The sequence below is a fragment of the Bacteroides graminisolvens DSM 19988 = JCM 15093 genome (assembly GCF_000428125.1).
GTDB lineage: Bacteria > Bacteroidota > Bacteroidia > Bacteroidales > Bacteroidaceae > Bacteroides > Bacteroides graminisolvens.
Window position 1 is genome coordinate 422,402 of record NZ_KE386627.1, and the last position, 15,187, is coordinate 437,588.

15 protein-coding genes are annotated in these 15,187 nt (G+C 42.5%); 5 read left to right on the forward strand and 10 right to left on the reverse strand.

Going from position 1 to position 15,187, the window contains the following annotated elements:
- Positions 1–309: 309 nt before the first annotated feature.
- The 7 genes from nqrF to C511_RS0114360 all read right to left on the reverse strand — a co-directional run bounded on the left by nqrF (position 310) and on the right by C511_RS0114360 (position 7,722).
- Positions 310–1,554, reverse strand: a complete 1,245-nt coding sequence (gene nqrF, locus C511_RS0114330) for an NADH:ubiquinone reductase (Na(+)-transporting) subunit F (protein ID WP_024995683.1) — start codon at positions 1,552–1,554, stop codon at positions 310–312.
- 21 nt (positions 1,555–1,575) lie between these two features.
- Positions 1,576–2,175: an NADH:ubiquinone reductase (Na(+)-transporting) subunit E gene (nqrE, locus tag C511_RS0114335; protein WP_024995684.1), complete on the reverse strand. Its 600-nt coding sequence runs from the start codon at positions 2,173–2,175 to the stop codon at positions 1,576–1,578.
- 18 nt (positions 2,176–2,193) lie between these two features.
- Entirely contained in the window at positions 2,194–2,826 is a 633-nt protein-coding gene (locus C511_RS0114340; protein WP_024995685.1) for an NADH:ubiquinone reductase (Na(+)-transporting) subunit D, read from the reverse strand.
- 15 nt (positions 2,827–2,841) lie between these two features.
- Positions 2,842–3,534 (reverse strand): Na(+)-translocating NADH-quinone reductase subunit C, encoded by a 693-nt coding sequence (locus C511_RS0114345; RefSeq protein WP_024995686.1) that lies wholly within the window; start codon positions 3,532–3,534, stop codon positions 2,842–2,844.
- Between the two features lie 12 nt (positions 3,535–3,546).
- Positions 3,547–4,725, reverse strand: coding sequence for an NADH:ubiquinone reductase (Na(+)-transporting) subunit B (locus C511_RS0114350; protein WP_024995687.1), 1,179 nt, complete (start codon positions 4,723–4,725; stop codon positions 3,547–3,549).
- 32 nt (positions 4,726–4,757) lie between these two features.
- Positions 4,758–6,116, reverse strand: a complete 1,359-nt coding sequence (locus tag C511_RS0114355; RefSeq protein ID WP_024995688.1) for a Na(+)-translocating NADH-quinone reductase subunit A — start codon at positions 6,114–6,116, stop codon at positions 4,758–4,760.
- Positions 6,117–6,321: 205 nt separating this feature from the next.
- Entirely contained in the window at positions 6,322–7,722 is a 1,401-nt protein-coding gene (locus tag C511_RS0114360) for a C1 family peptidase (protein ID WP_024995689.1), read from the reverse strand.
- Between the two features lie 165 nt (positions 7,723–7,887).
- On the opposite strand from C511_RS0114360, the gene C511_RS0114365 reads away from it, so the two are divergent.
- From C511_RS0114365 to C511_RS0114380, 4 genes are read left to right on the forward strand one after another with little or no spacing between them, the layout of a single operon-like run.
- Entirely contained in the window at positions 7,888–8,643 is a 756-nt protein-coding gene (locus tag C511_RS0114365; protein ID WP_034782562.1) for a TolC family protein, read from the forward strand.
- A 5-nt stretch (positions 8,644–8,648) separates the two neighbouring features.
- Positions 8,649–10,820: a GumC family protein gene (locus tag C511_RS16965; RefSeq protein ID WP_034782658.1), complete on the forward strand. Its 2,172-nt coding sequence runs from the start codon at positions 8,649–8,651 to the stop codon at positions 10,818–10,820.
- Between the two features lies 1 nt (position 10,821).
- Positions 10,822–12,309 carry an O-antigen ligase family protein gene (locus tag C511_RS0114375; protein ID WP_081698319.1) on the forward strand — a complete coding sequence of 496 codons (1,488 nt, stop codon included), beginning with the start codon at positions 10,822–10,824 and terminating at the stop codon, positions 12,307–12,309.
- Positions 12,306–13,466, forward strand: coding sequence for a glycosyltransferase (locus C511_RS0114380; RefSeq protein ID WP_027318323.1), 1,161 nt, complete (start codon positions 12,306–12,308; stop codon positions 13,464–13,466). The genes C511_RS0114375 and C511_RS0114380 overlap by 4 nt, the downstream gene beginning before the upstream one ends.
- Before the next feature lie 30 nt (positions 13,467–13,496).
- Here C511_RS0114380 and C511_RS0114385 read toward each other — a convergent pair whose 3' ends face one another.
- From C511_RS0114385 to C511_RS0114395, 3 genes are read right to left on the reverse strand one after another with little or no spacing between them, the layout of a single operon-like run.
- On the reverse strand, positions 13,497–13,940 hold the full coding sequence (locus C511_RS0114385) for an N-acetylmuramoyl-L-alanine amidase (protein WP_024995691.1): 444 nt from the start codon (positions 13,938–13,940) through the stop codon (positions 13,497–13,499).
- Between the two features lie 5 nt (positions 13,941–13,945).
- Positions 13,946–14,218: a hypothetical protein gene (locus C511_RS0114390; protein ID WP_034782565.1), complete on the reverse strand. Its 273-nt coding sequence runs from the start codon at positions 14,216–14,218 to the stop codon at positions 13,946–13,948.
- A gap of 30 nt (positions 14,219–14,248) precedes the next feature.
- Entirely contained in the window at positions 14,249–14,761 is a 513-nt protein-coding gene (locus tag C511_RS0114395) for an HU family DNA-binding protein (RefSeq protein ID WP_024995693.1), read from the reverse strand.
- Between the two features lie 196 nt (positions 14,762–14,957).
- On the opposite strand from C511_RS0114395, the gene C511_RS0114400 reads away from it, so the two are divergent.
- Positions 14,958–15,185 (forward strand): DUF4248 domain-containing protein, encoded by a 228-nt coding sequence (locus tag C511_RS0114400; protein WP_024995694.1) that lies wholly within the window; start codon positions 14,958–14,960, stop codon positions 15,183–15,185.
- Positions 15,186–15,187: the final 2 nt, after the last annotated feature.

Genomic DNA, 15,187 nt, shown 5'->3' on the forward strand with positions numbered 1-15,187 from the left:
GTACGGCATTGTTTTGACAAAACGAGGGAAAACGGGAAGAAATAGAGAACAAGGGAGCAGCAGAGAGTACGCACAAAAGGGGAAAGTGCTAAATTAAGCTGATTCACGCAAGCATGCAGAATATAAAAAGATGGGGTTATTTTAAAGCGCATCAAAAAGGGGGAAGAACTAAATTAAGTAAGAATACGCTAATATACTGAGCAAGCAAAAGAATAAAAATAAAAGAAGAAAGGCTGCTCCTCCTTGTTCAGGTAAACCGTTACAAGGACGAAGCAGCCTTCTGCTATTGTGTGTATTCAGATAACCGGATTAAGCTCCGAAGTCATCGAACATCAACATGTTACGCGGTACACCCAAATCGTAAAGCATCTTTTCAACAGCTTTAGCCATCGGGCCGGGACCACACATGTAGTATTCTACATCTTCGGGTGCCTCATGGTCTTTGAGGTAATTGTTCAGAATCACGTTATGGATGAAACCAACCGGACCAGTCCAGTTGTCCTCAGGCAACGGATCGCTCAGCGCAATGTGGAACGAGAAGTTCGGGAACTCTCTCTCCAGTTCGCGGAAATCTTCCTCGTAGAAGATTTCGTTCTTTGAACGGGCACCATACCAATAAGAAATCTTACGATCGGTGATTTTCAAAGTCTTCAGCAAGTGCAGAATGTGCGAACGTAGCGGAGCCATACCCGCACCACCACCAACGTAAAGCATTTCTCTGCCAGAATCCAGAATCGGATGGAATTCACCGAACGGACCCGATACCATCACCTTATCACCCGGTTTGAGTGAGAAGATGTATGAAGAAGAAATACCCGGAGGTACATTCATGAAACCACCATTTACACGGTCAAACGGAGGAGTAGCGATACGCACGTTGAGCATCACGATGTCTCCTTCAGCCGGATAGTTGGCCATAGAATAAGCACGCATAGTTTCTTCCTCGTTTTTACAAGTAAGATCCCACATTTTAAACTTATCCCAATCGCCACGGAAGCGGTCTTCTATTTCATAATCAGCATACTTGATGTCATATTTCGGAATATCAATCTGAATATAACCACCCGACACAAAGTTAAGGTGTTCACCCTTAGGCAAACGCACCACAAACTCTTTGATGAAAGTAGCTACGTTGTTGTTTGACACCACTTCGCACTCCCATTTCTTCACGCCCAGTACCGCTTCGGGTACTTTGATTTCCATGTCCTGTTTTACCTTCACCTGGCATCCAAGGCGCCAGTTTGCCTGTTGTTCTTTACGAGAAAAATGCACTTTCTCGGTAGGCAGAATTTCACCTCCACCCGCTTCTACCTGGCAACGGCATTGTGCGCACGAACCACCGCCACCACAAGCCGAGGGTAAGAAAATTTTGTTTTCAGCCAGCGTAGACAGCAGACTTGAGCCCACTTCTACCTCTACTTCCTTCTCGCCGTTGATGGTCACCTTTACTTTTCCGGAAGGAGAAAGATACCTTTTAGCAATAAGAAGTATAATGACGAGCAGGAGAATCACTCCAAGGAAAACCCCTACACTCGCAAGTATTAAAGACGTCATTGTATATTTCCTTTTTATTAATTATAACTTCAATCCTGAGAAACACATAAAGGCCATAGCCATCAGTCCTACCGTGATGAAAGTAATACCCAGTCCCCTAAGCGGAGCAGGCACATCAGAGTAAGCCATTTTTTCGCGGATAGCAGCCAAACCGACAATTGCCAGCAGCCAGCCCACACCCGAACCTAAAGAGTAAGATACCGCCTCACCCATATCAACAAAATGTCTTTGTTGCATGAAGAGAGAAGCACCCATGATGGCACAGTTCACAGCGATAAGAGGGAGGAAAATACCCAGTGAAGCGTACAGTGACGGACTGAATTTCTCCACCGCCATTTCAACCAGCTGCACAATACCTGCAATCACCGCAATGAAAAGAATAAAACTCAGGAAGCTGAGATCAACACCTTCAATAATCTTATCTGCTTTCAGCACATAATTCTCCAGCAAGTAGTTAACGGGAAGCGTCACAACCAACACGAAAGTAACTGCAATACCCAATCCCAATGCTGTTTTCACATTCTTCGAAACCGCCAGGTAAGAACACATTCCCAGGAAGTATGCGAAGATCATATTGTCGACAAAGATCGACTTGACAAATAAACTCAAATAATCATTCATAATTTCCAAGAATTTAGGTTACTTTTCCTGCAAAGCTTTGTTCTTACTCCGTTGATACCAAATGATGCAGGCACAAATAATCAGTGCCATAGGCGGCATAAGCATCAAACCATTATTAATGTAGCCCAAGTCGTAGAAAGACTGAGGAATGATGCGGATGTTAAACAACGCGCCCGAACCCAGTAACTCACGGAAGAAAGCTACAATCACTAAAATCTTGGCATATCCCAAACCGTTGCCCAAACCATCGAGGAAAGACTCCCAAGGACCATTGGCCATGGCAAAAGCCTCCAAACGACCCATCAGGATACAGTTGGTAATAATCAAGCCCACATATACGGAAAGCTGCACACTTACGTCATACGCAAACGCCTTCAGCACCTCACTAACGATAGTAACCAGCGCAGCCACAACCACCAGCTGAACAATGATACGAATACGGTTCGGTATGGTGTTGCGCAACAATGAAATAATCACATTGGCAAATGCCACGATCACTGTTACCGATAAACCCATCACGATAGCCGGCTCCAATTTGGCCGTAACAGCCAAGGCCGAGCAGATACCCAATACCTGTACGGTAACCGGGTTGTTCATGCTAATCGGGGCAGAGAATACTTCTTTATTCTTTTTAGAAAACAATTGGCTCATATTCTATTTCCCTCCTTATTTATTTGCAGTTAAAAACTTGTCATACTGGCTCAGGCATACCTTCAGCATGGCATCTACCCCCTTCGAAGTAATTGTACCCCCTGAAATACCGTCAACCTGATAATCAGGTTCAGTAACCTTACCATTCTTCTCAACGGCCAGTGCCACAGCACCATCCTTCATCACCTTCTTGCCGGCAAACTGAGCCTGGAAAGCAGACGTACTGATTTCCGCACCCAATCCCGGAGTTTCACCTTGGTGAGAGAAGTAAACGCCGAACACCGAATCCTTATCGTCATTCAACCCTACATACCCCCAGATGGGTCCCCACAAACCGGCGCCATAAAGCGGCAACACATATTTAGTTTGGCCGTTCACCTGGCAAACATACAGCGGAAGCTGACGCTTTTCAAGCGGTTTAGCCAACTCGGCCTTCATATCAATTTTAAAGCCACCCTCCTGAGCAACCACCTCACCGGCAGCGTTCAGAATCTGATCAGCTTTCACATATTCTTTGTACACTTTCTCTGCATCTTGCCCTTTGGTATCCACGTTCAGCGCATGCAGAATCTGCTTCATCTTATCGAGCTCCACATTCTTATTCTGCGTATCTCTGAGTGATGCAGAAGTAAATGCCAGCACAAATGCTACGATAACAACCATTACCGAAGCATATATAATAGTATAAGAGTTACTATTTGTATTCATCATCTTCCGGTTTTAGTTGTTTGACTTAGTTGCACGTTTCTCTCTGCGGCCGATGTTACCTTGCACCACCGTGTAATCAATGAGCGGAGCAAAAATATTCATCAACAAGATAGCAAGCATCATACCTTCGGGATAACCCGGGTTAAGCACACGAATAATGATAGCCATGGCACCAATCAGGAAACCATAAATATACTTACCCGTTTCGGTACGCGCTGCAGTAACAGGATCGGTAGCCATAAACACAGCACCGAAGCAGAAACCACCCAATGCCAGGTGTTCATACCAAGGCATGTTGGCCATAGCCGTATCAGGACCGATGGTGCTAAACACAAACGCCATGAACGATCCACCCACGAAAACAGAGAACATAACCTTCCAGCTTGCAATGCCTGTTGCCAACAACACAGCCGCACCCAGTAAGATAGCTATCACACTTGTTTCACCGATAGAACCCGGAATCAAACCCGTAACCATGTCCCATGAGAAAGCCGGATAACCGTTAGGATCAACCGCTGTTGAAGCCACCCCGAGAGAAGTAGCCGCAGTAAGTCCGTCGACCGATTTACCCAATCCGAAGATGCTTTCGCCCGATACCCAAACGGCATCACCCGACATCTTAGTCGGATAAGCGAAGAACAAAAACGCACGTGTCACCAAAGCCACGTTGAACACGTTCATACCCGTACCGCCAAATACCTCTTTGGCGAATATAACAGCAAATGCAGTAGCCACAGCCAAAATCCACAGCGGACAGTCAACCGGAACAATCATCGGAATCAAGATACCCGATACCAGGAACCCTTCCTGAATTTCCTCCTTCTTCCATTGAGCAATCACAAATTCGATGCCCAGACCCACTACATAAGATACAACCAGTTTAGGCAAAACAGCCAGAGCACCGTAAGCAAACATTTCCAAGAAACCGCCCTGAGCTCCTGTATGAGTAAAATGCTGGTAACCCACGTTGTACATACCGAACAATAGCGCCGGTATCAAGGCAATTACCACCATCGACATGATGCGTTTGCTATCAATCGCATCATGGATATGAGTTCCCGATTTCGCAGTGCGGTTGGGCACGAACAAGAACGTTTCAAACCCGTCGAACACCGAGTGAAATGCGTGGAACTTGCCTCCCTCTTCAAAGTTCGGCTTTATCTTGTCGAGATAATTTCTTAACGCTTTCATTTATAATTTTTCAGTTAGTTATCAATTAGTGATTAGCACATCTCAGCGCGAAGAGCATCGAGACCCTCACGAACAATGCGCTGTACGGGTACTTTCGACGAACACACAAACTCGCACAAAGCGAAGTCCTCGGGTGCCACCTCATAAATACCCAATTGCTCCATGCGATCGATATCGCCCGCAATGACAGCCTTTACCAGATACTCCGGCAAAATGTCCATCGGGAACACGCGATCGTACTCATTTGACATAATCATGTGCCTTTCACCCCCTTTGATACGAGCATCGAGCACATACTCACGTTTCTTGAACGCATCGAGAATCCAGCTGAAATAAGAACGATTCACACTGAACTGATTGAATCTCGGCATAATCCATCCGGCCAGTTCGTGCACCTCAGAACCTTCGGGAATCACAGTCAGCTGACTATGGAAAGCACCCAGGAACTGGTTTGGAGAAACCTGTTTGCCGGTAAGCACGTTACCGCTGATGTAGCGCAACTCGCGTTCCTTCTTCACATTGCCTGCAAATACGTTGGTAAGCAAAGCCCCAACAGCCAGTTTGCAGTATGCCGGTTTCAACACTTCAGATCCCGTAACGGCCACTGTGCGGGTAAAGTTCACCCGACCGGTATTAAATAAACGTCCGATGAAGATAACCTCCTGCGCTCCGATGGTCCACACCGTTTCGCCCTTGTTAACCGCATCGATATGATGAATCTGCACCCCTACGTTGCCGGCCGGATGAGGACCGTCAAACACAGTAACGGTTACGTTCTGTGCATTAGTAAGTGCAGCCGCTTTTTGTTTGGCACTGATGCCCAGATACGTCTTCGCCATTTTAGCCAACGCATCCAGTCCGGTTTGGAAATTCTGCTCCTCCCCTTTCAACACAAACTCAAAGTCGGGTGCCAGCGGACTGCTGTCGAATGCCGAAACGAAGATAGCTTTAGGAGCCACCGTAGGGTCAGCAATCACGTCATACGGACGTTGCTTCATAAAAGCAAACAAGCCGGCTTGCATAAGCGCGGCTTTCACAGCATCGGCCGATAGTTCGGCCACCTTCTTAACACCAAATTCTTCAAAATCCTGTTCCTCGGCAGCTTGCACAGTGATGCACATCACCTTGCGGCGTTCGCCACGCTCTACGCTGGTAACCACCCCGCTCACCGGAGAAACAAACTTCACTTCAGGATGATTCTTGTCTACAAACAAGGGTCCTCCAGCCATTACATACTCCTGCTCTTTCACCACAACTTTGGGAGTTATTCCGGGAAAGTCATCGGGCACCAGCCCGTATATCCCCGGTTCTTTGACAGAGAATAACTCTTCGGTTGCTTTTCCTTTCAGGTTTATGTCAAGGCCTTTACGTAACTTTATTACATTTGCCATGCTATATAAAATAATGGTTTCATAAATTTGCCCGCAAAAGTAATAAATAATAATGTGATTTGATAGCAAAACAAAAAGAATTAAAGAAATAAATCCTTAATTCTTTTCGTTTGCGTACACGAATTATAAAGTTTCGCTTAATACGCCTTAAATTCTATAAAAACGTCAGTACAAACCTATCAGCAAGTACCTGTTATCACTCTGTTTACTGCTCCGAAGCAAACATAGGGTCCCATGCCGGCAGGCGCACAGGTTTCTGTTTCAACACATCGAGCACCTTGGCAGGAACATATTTTTTCTCAACAACCAGGCGAAACATGTATTCATTAAACCACTCATCGGTCATAATGAGATGTCCCTGATAACCATTGGTTGCTCCCCAACTGTTTTCCACCATCCACTTCTTCGGATTCCCCTGCTTGTCGATGTCTACAGCCATCAGCGTCATGGCGTGAGATGACCCGCTGGCAAACGTCTGTATGCGTTGCTTCTTATTCATGGCAAAATCAGTACCCATCAGTGAAGCATAGTCATAGTTCTTCACATCGAGCAACCCACGCTCCGAGTTCAGGAACTTACCCACATCACACGAGAAATACATCATGGTACTGTCTTTGATGGACGTAATGGCCATCTGCTTAATCTCCTCAACAGGCAAATTTACGTACGTCCAGTTACGACCGTCATACCGGTGCCTGTCAAAATCAATCTCGTAACATTTATAAAATTCCCGGCTCGGATCATTCATCACCATCACATAATTATTAGTGAGATCCTCGTTCACATACGCCTGGTAGAAAGAAAGCGGCGTATAAGTCTGCGTGTCAACAGGGTTTCCCTTGGCATCTTTGCGAGTCCAGGTAAATTCCGTGGGCGGCACACCTAAGTTCAGTACCAGCATGCGGTACACCGTGCCCAACATCTGCGTTTTGCTCTTAGCCAATGCGGCAGGCTTCGCCCCTTTGGTAGCTTCATCGCGCAGCTGCAAGCCATATTCGCGTAACTTTAGCGAAAGCAAATCGGCCATGCGCGACGTATTTTCGCTGCTATTCGTTTCGGGCATCACCTCCTTGGGCACCAGTCCGTACTTACTAACCAAATCGGACACCCCGGTAAACTGTCCGCCATCACTCAACGGATTTTTAAAGAGCCACTCCACCATCTTATCGTCCAGAGGCTTGGTGCGGGTGTCAATTACCCCCTGCAGAAACAAATTAGCTTTCTCGAGCTGATCCCAAAAGAACACGTACGACTGTGAAAGCTCAAAGCTACCCAGGTTGTATTTGGCAATCATCTTGGCACGCAACACGTTGAGTCCCGTGAACAGCCAGCATCTGCCGGACGACTGTTGATTGGTGATTCCCTTCGACTCTACTTTATTAGAGAAATATGTGTCCATAGCCACCATGTTCTCCTGATTTAGCGCCAACTTGCGTATGTCGTTGTTGCAAATGGCATTGCGGATGGCCTTATCGGCAGGCGTACCCACGTAACTCTGTTTGATCTCTTTCAGCATCTGAGGCGAAATGCTCCCTCCATCAGGCTGTGCTTGTGCCTGGAAGCAAAAACCAGCCAGAACGATTGACATTAAAATCTGTTTATTCATTATAACGTTTGTGATTAATACAAAAAAGAAAGATGCAAAATTACATTTTTCATCTTTTAATTTGTAGTAATACGGCATAAAATAATATCACTTAAAATTACGTAATAAGAAAAAAGGCGTATATTTGCAACAAATAATCAGATTATACAATAAAGCATTGACTCTATGAACCATAGAATACTGATATCTTTTTTAACCTTGCTACTATTGCAAACCGGTGCATTAAAGCTTATTGCACAAGAAATTACCGTAAGTGACTACTCCAATCTTCAAGCCAATGACTATTTGAACTTAAAGTTGCCACCTTTGGATGTGTTGTTCGAAAATGCCAAACAAGGGCCAATTTATCAATTAGCGGCGGTGAAAGAACAAATAGAAAAGAAAATTTTGGCCAAAGAAAGGAAAGCATTCTTGAGTTTTTTTAGTATTCGTGGCAGTTACCAATATGGAACTTTTAGTAATGATGCTACCTTTACAGATATTACAACTCCGGTCATAAGCACCTATTCTACTGCTGCACAAACAAACTATACAGTTGGAGGCGCTGTTAGTATTCCTCTGGATGGTTTATTTGATTTGGTACCCAGAGTAAGAAGACAAAAACTGCTAGTTAAAACTGCTCAACTAGAGAAAGAAATGAAGTTTGAAGAACTTAAACGTGAAATCATCCAACTATATGTAACAGCAAATGCCCAACTTAATACGTTGAAGCTTCGAGCTGAAGCTGTTGTCTTAGAAACTGCACAATACGAAATTACAGAAAAAGATTTCACAAACGGTATCATTGAATCAAAAGATTTATCGACTCAAAAAAGCACCCAAAGTCATGCCATCGAAAATTATGAAAACAGTAAGGCTGAACTCAATAAAAGTTTAATGATATTAGAAGTAATCACCCATTCAACCATTATAAAAAAATAAATACTATGGAATATTTATTGTATATTTTCCGGTTTCTATACCGCATTCGTTTTTGGGTTATTATAGGAAGTGCACTCGTTACCCTAGCCGTAATATATGCCACTCGCAATATAACACGTACATATACTGTTGAATCTACGGTATTCACCGGTGAACAATCCGGTTATTCTTTAGAAGGAGAATTATTAGGTCGTACCATCAAAGCCGGTAATAACACTGTCGACAATTTTATTAATATTATTTTAGCAGAAACTACATTAAAAAGAGTATCCTACCGTTTGTATGCTCGTAACATGATTCACGGTGATCTAAACAGAGATAATGAATACATTACAGCAGCAGATTATCGAGAAATATATAACCGCACAGTTAATAGGCCCGATGGACAAGCTTTATTAGCGCTTATTGATAAAACCAGTGAAGACAAAACAGTTGAAAACATGCTAAAGTATGAAAAACCTGATAAAAGCAACTTCATTTACGGCCTGTTTTATTGGAATCACCCACACTACAGTTATGGAGCTTTAAAAAAAATTCAAGTTCTACGCAAAGGCTCAAGTGATTTGCTTACTATACGTTATTCTTCAAATGATCCGGGCATTGCATACAATACCATTGACATATTAATGAAAGAATTCGTCAATGAATATAAAGACATTCGGTATGGTGAAACTGATAAAGTCATTGAATATTTCCGTAGTGAACTGGCTCGCATTGGTCATGAACTACGCATGGCAGAGGACTCACTAACACAATATAACACTGAAAAAGGAATTATAAACTATTACGATGAAACCAAAGAAATAGCTGCAATAAACAAAGAGTTTGAACTAAGAGAACAAGATGTACTTTTAGCATATAGTAGTTCTCTTATAATGAAACAGGAATTAGAGAAACAAATGGATAGCAATACGAAGCAATTATTAAATAATATCTCCTTTGTTAACAAGCTAAAAGAAGCATCTGAGCTAACCGGGAAAATATCAGAAATGGAGTCTTTTAACAAAGAGAATAGTAACATAACGGCATTAAGCCAATACAAGAATCAACTAAACAAAACAACTAAAGAATTATCGTCTATTACTGACAGATATGTTGAAAACAAGCAATCAAAAGAAGGCATTGCTAAATCAAACATTGTAAGTCAATGGTTGGAACAAACCTTAGCTCTCGAAAAAGCAAAAGCCAGCTTGAACGTAGTCAAAAAAAGCAAAGAAGAGCTTAAAGAAAAATATGCTTTTTTTGCTCCTGTAGGCTCTACTATTAAACGTAGAGAAAGAGGTATTAACTTCACGGAACAAAATTATCTTTCATTATTAAAAAGCTATAATGATGCATTGATGAGAAAGAAAAACCTAGAAATGACATCGGCTACATTAAAAGTATTAAATCCGCCGGCATACCCCATTCAACCCGAGCCACATGGAAGAAAAAATATTGTATTAATGTCTCTACTTGGTAGTATTGCTTTTATCGTGGGCTTGTTTTTAATTATTGAATTGCTCGATCGTACTTTGCGTGATAAAATACGCACAGAAAGATTAACGGGTAGTAAGTTACTGGCATCTTTCCCAAAAGAGAGCAAAAAATACACAAAATACAGAACCGCATGCCTATTGATTGCTACCAAATATTTAAGCAGCGCTGTATTCAAATACTTTACTCATAAAAAAGAAAGACTGCCCTATATCGTTAATTTCCTAAGCATTGAAAAACAAAACGGAAAAACATTTATAGCCGATCAATTAGCTACTTATTGGCAAAATTTGGGTTTAAAAGTTAAAGTGATTAATTGGGAAGCAGACTTTAATATCAATTCTTCTCAATATATGCTAGCCAAAAGCATAAACGAATTGTATTCTCTGAATGAAGAAGATATTGTTTTAGTTGAATACCCCAATATGGAAAATTACAACGTATCCAACGCTTTGCTGCAAGAAGCCAATGTAAACCTTCTGGTATTACGGGCAGATCGTTCATGGAAAGAAACCAATAATATTTTATACCAAAAACTTAAAAATCAGGTAGGTAAAACGCCCTTGTTCACCTTGCTCAATTATGCTGAAAGAGATGTACTAGAAACTTATACCGGAATGTTGCCTCCTTATACCCGCTTCCGAAAGTTGGGTTATCGAATTCGTCAATTAGGCCTTACTGAAAATAGTGATTTAATATAATATGGACAATTCAAGCAGGCATAAATTTCAAGGACTAATTGCTTTATCGCATTATATCCGCCAAAAGGGATGGATTCAACTATTAGTCTCAGGTGGCTTGTGTCTTTTTTTTCTTTTATTTTTAAAAACAGGTATAGTGGTTGCCTCTGCTTTTGCATTGGTTCCTTTTATATTGCTTTCTATTTACCTGTTTATTTATTATATTGAGAATTGTTTTTACATCATACTGTTATCCCAGTTCTTTTTATTAATAGCATCGAGTTATGCCGACTTACCATTGGGTATCTTAAGCTTACTGTTTACTCTAGTTAACGTCGTGTTACTCGCTTTTCATCATCTATACAAATCATACAATTGGAAAAACAGTTTCAATGCCATGTTTTATATATTCTTGTTGTGGTCTGTTTATTGTATACTAGAAATGACTAACCCCAATCACGTACAAGAAGCTTGGAATATTTCCATTATGCATTATGCGTTCTATCCCTTATTGTGTGCTTTGTTACTTCCCTTGGCAGTAAATAACATGCAAAAAGTGCATTGGCTATTTATTATTTGGGGCATATTTATTTTATTAGCCGCATTCAAAGGTTTCTATCAAAAAGAATTTGGTTTTAATTCCAGGGAAATGTATTTACTCTATGTATTGGGTAAAGCTAAAACACACATCATTTGGTCAGGCACACGCTATTTTTCTTTTTTCAGTGATGCAGCCAACTATGGTGTACACATGGCAATGGGAGCAATAACATTTGCTATAGCCTCTTTTTATGTGAAAAACATCAAATTAAAATGTTTCTACGTACTAGTCGCCTTAGCCGCTATTTACGGAATGGGCATATCAGGCACGCGTGCAGCTATGGTTGTGCCTTTGGGAGGTTTAGGTCTGTTAATGATATTATCAGGAAAAGCAAAAAGCTTTATAATAACGCTATTGGCTATCTTATCATTATTCCTTTTTTTTAAATTTACTTATATAGGGAATAGCAATGAGTATATAAGAAAAATGCGTTCCGCTTTTAATCCTACAGAAGATGCATCATATATACTAAGAGTATATAATAGAGATCGGATGAAAGAGCTAATGGCTTCCAAACCATTTGGTTACGGTATCGGATTAGGGGGGAAAGCAGAACGATTTAATCCGCGAGAATTAATGCCTTATCCTCCCGATTCTTGGCTGGTTAATGTCTGGACAGATACGGGTATAATAGGACTTATTCTTTATTTAGCCACACATGGAGTGTTATTTGCCTGGTGCTCTTGGATATTACTTTTTCGGATAAGAAATAGCCAACTTAAAAGCTTGCTTACAGCTTGGTTATGCTGTAATGCCGGTTTTTTTCTTTCAGCTTACGCCAACGACGTGATGCAATATCCCAACTCCATTATTGTATACACCGGCTTTGCACTTTGCTTTGCCGGAGTGCACATAGATAAAAAGCTAACGGAGGAAGAAGAAAACAAGAAAAATATACCCATACTATGATTTCAACTGTACGTATCATTGAACTGGTGGTATTTTACATACTTAGCTTATCAGTAGGATACCTGTTTTTGTTTGCTATAGCCTCTAAATTCTATAGAAGAAGGAAGTACGCACAAGCAGAAAAGATGAATCGGTTTGCCGTGCTTTTCCCCGCATATAAAGAAGACAAAGTGATTATACAGTCGGTTACTTCCTTTTTAGAGCAAGATTATCCGAAAGATAAATACGAGGTAATAGTAATATCCGATCACATGGAAGATGCTACTAACGAAGCATTGAGCCAACTCCCCATTCGGTTGATAAAAGCCACATACACAGATAGTTCTAAAGCAAAAGCAATGTCTTTGGCTATGGATGTAACTGAACATGGGCATTATGATATGGTTGTAGTCATGGATGCCGACAACCTCACTACGCCTCAATTTCTGCAAGAAATGAATAAAGCCAGAAACGCCGGATTAAAGGCCATACAGGCACATCGAACAGCCAAAAACACCAATACGGATGTAGCTTTACTCGATGCTGTAAGCGAAGAAATTAACAATTCACTATTTCGGAAAGGTCATGTGGCAATGGGATTCTCATCAGCATTGATTGGATCGGGCATGGCGCTAGATAACGACTGGTTTCGGTACAACGTAAAAAGATTGCAAACAGCAGGTGAAGATAAAGAGTTGGAAATGTTACTGCTGAAAGATCGTATTTATATTGAATACCTGGAAGATTTATATGTGCTTGACGAGAAAGTGCAAAAAAAAGAAGGCATTCAGAATCAGCGCAGAAGGTGGTTTGCATCACAGGTTGGTTCGCTACTAAATGCCCTACCCCATTTCCCCAAGGCATTCTTTACCGGTAACTTCGATTATTGCAACAAAGTAATTCAATGGATGATGTTACCGAGAATTATTTTAATTTTCCTAATAGGTGTCATTACACTTTCAGCCACCGTTATCAGTCCCGCATCTTGCCTGAAGTGGTGGTATCTGTCTTTGTGGTTGTTGTTCACGCTATGTTTAGTTATTCCCGGTAGGCTTTACAACCGTAAATTATTTAAAGCGGTTCTACAAATCCCGGTTTTAGCTTGGATGATGTTTCTAAATCTCTTCAAGCTAAAAGGGGTAAACAAAAAGTTTATTCATACAGAACACGGGCATTAATTATATTACTGCAATGCTAAAAGAGGAAGGCTAATAGCCTTCCTCTTTTATTGAATAACTAGGACATTCTTTCAATCGCTCGTGCGGATCAATGCGGCCGTTACCGTTCAGGTCCGGACTCAAGTCCCGATGACCACACACCACACTACCCGGATAATCACGCTGCAACTCGTGCAGCAGAGCCGTAAGCGACTCCTTCTGAGCAGCAGTGCGCGTGTCTTTGGCAAGACCCTCGGCATCTAGTCCGCCTTCGTAGCAAACACCAATGCTGGCCGTGTTGTGCCCTCGGGCATGTGCTCCCGGAAGCTCCACCGCACGCGTGTTTACAATGCGACCGTCTTTGCGGATGTAAAAGTGGTAGCCCGCGCCCTGAAAACCACGTGCCCGGTGAGCAGCATCCAAATCCTGTTCTGTGAAGTCACGATCTTCACGCGTGGCAGAGCAGTGCACCACAATCAGGTTGATGGCTCGCATACCCCCTACTGTCTGGATAAACATTCGTGAACGGTGCATTGCTCGCTCAGTGAACGAGCCAGTTGTTCCTTCAGTGCAAACATCTCGGTGTGCATCTCCTTGACCCGTGCGCTCAGCTCGAAGTAATCTTTCAGCACCTTTTCGAGCTGGGTTACCAGGAACTCGTACTGACCGGTTATCAGGTCACTAAATTCCTTCACTTCCTTGGCGTTCTTCTTTTTGAAGAACGGCAGGAGTGCCAAAAGGCACTCCAATAATTGTTCTACAATCTTCTTCATTATGATTCATTGTTAACGTTAATATTCAGCTTATCCGTTGGGATCATCTTCATCACCGCCCGGATTGGTGGGGTCAGGTGGCGTTGTGCCGCCTGTATTATCACCCGTTGCAGCCGTTTCTGTTTTCAACACAAACTCCACATTGTTTGGAGCGCTACGGGTAGTCGCCAACGAATCATTAACCAGGCGCAGCGTACTGGCCACCTTGAAACGCAGATTCACCCTGCTGATGTTTTTAATGGTACAGTCTTTCTCCACTTCTACCCCCGGACAAGTCAGGGTGATGTAAAAAATACCCAGTCCGTCGACCCGCACTTTGTTGCCCTCCTTGAGCACATTGCGAATGCTACGCACAAAGGATTTCATTACGTGAAGAATATCTTCCTTCGAGAGCGATCCGGCCATCTCAATGTCGTTTGCCAAAGCATCCAAATCATAGATTTTCGACGTACCCGCTGCCTGTTTGAGCAGGTAGATGTTGGGAGAAGATGCTATTCCCAATCTTTTTTTGCGCATGTAGCGCACTACACTTACTGACATAATCTTTTCTTTTTAAAGGTTATTACTTTGTGATCACAGTGGCAAAGGTAATACAGCCCGGGCAGGCACAGAGGCGTTTCACATCCTGATGGCTCCTGATAAGAAAACTATGCGCAAAGCAGCGAAATAAAGCGGTTTGCGGCAATAAAATGTAAGGAAAACGATTGGTAAATTGGTATTTTTTCGGTATATTTGAGGTATGGAAACAGAAGATAAATTTCCCATACGCAGCTATAGCAAGAGCGAGCTGGCATCGCTCTACCTGCCTCACATTACGTCCAAAAGTGCCGTGTGCAAACTCAATAAATGGATAGCGCACTACCCCGGTTTGTGGAATGCGTTGCTTGAAATAGGCTTTGCCCCGAAGAGTCATTATTATACGCCTGCACAGGTGAGATTGATTGTGCAGGCGTTGGGGGAACCGTAGTA

What these genes read in the sequence shown, in the direction of transcription:
- C511_RS16965 (WP_034782658.1), top strand. Translation starts at nt 8,649, where the DNA reads ATGGAATATTTATTGTATATTTTCCGGTTTCTATACCGCATTCGTTTT.
- C511_RS0114360 (WP_024995689.1), bottom strand. Translation starts at nt 7,722, where the DNA reads ATGAATAAACAGATTTTAATGTCAATCGTTCTGGCTGGTTTTTGCTTC.
- C511_RS0114340 (WP_024995685.1), bottom strand. Translation starts at nt 2,826, where the DNA reads ATGAGCCAATTGTTTTCTAAAAAGAATAAAGAAGTATTCTCTGCCCCG.
- C511_RS0114375 (WP_081698319.1), top strand. Translation starts at nt 10,822, where the DNA reads ATGGACAATTCAAGCAGGCATAAATTTCAAGGACTAATTGCTTTATCG.
- C511_RS0114385 (WP_024995691.1), bottom strand. Translation starts at nt 13,940, where the DNA reads ATGCGAGCCATCAACCTGATTGTGGTGCACTGCTCTGCCACGCGTGAA.
- C511_RS0114380 (WP_027318323.1), top strand. Translation starts at nt 12,306, where the DNA reads ATGATTTCAACTGTACGTATCATTGAACTGGTGGTATTTTACATACTT.
- C511_RS0114355 (WP_024995688.1), bottom strand. Translation starts at nt 6,116, where the DNA reads ATGGCAAATGTAATAAAGTTACGTAAAGGCCTTGACATAAACCTGAAA.
- C511_RS0114400 (WP_024995694.1), top strand. Translation starts at nt 14,958, where the DNA reads ATGGAAACAGAAGATAAATTTCCCATACGCAGCTATAGCAAGAGCGAG.
- nqrE (WP_024995684.1), bottom strand. Translation starts at nt 2,175, where the DNA reads ATGAATGATTATTTGAGTTTATTTGTCAAGTCGATCTTTGTCGACAAT.
- C511_RS0114350 (WP_024995687.1), bottom strand. Translation starts at nt 4,725, where the DNA reads ATGAAAGCGTTAAGAAATTATCTCGACAAGATAAAGCCGAACTTTGAA.
- nqrF (WP_024995683.1), bottom strand. Translation starts at nt 1,554, where the DNA reads ATGACGTCTTTAATACTTGCGAGTGTAGGGGTTTTCCTTGGAGTGATT.
- C511_RS0114345 (WP_024995686.1), bottom strand. Translation starts at nt 3,534, where the DNA reads ATGAATACAAATAGTAACTCTTATACTATTATATATGCTTCGGTAATG.
- C511_RS0114365 (WP_034782562.1), top strand. Translation starts at nt 7,888, where the DNA reads ATGAACCATAGAATACTGATATCTTTTTTAACCTTGCTACTATTGCAA.
- C511_RS0114390 (WP_034782565.1), bottom strand. Translation starts at nt 14,218, where the DNA reads ATGAAGAAGATTGTAGAACAATTATTGGAGTGCCTTTTGGCACTCCTG.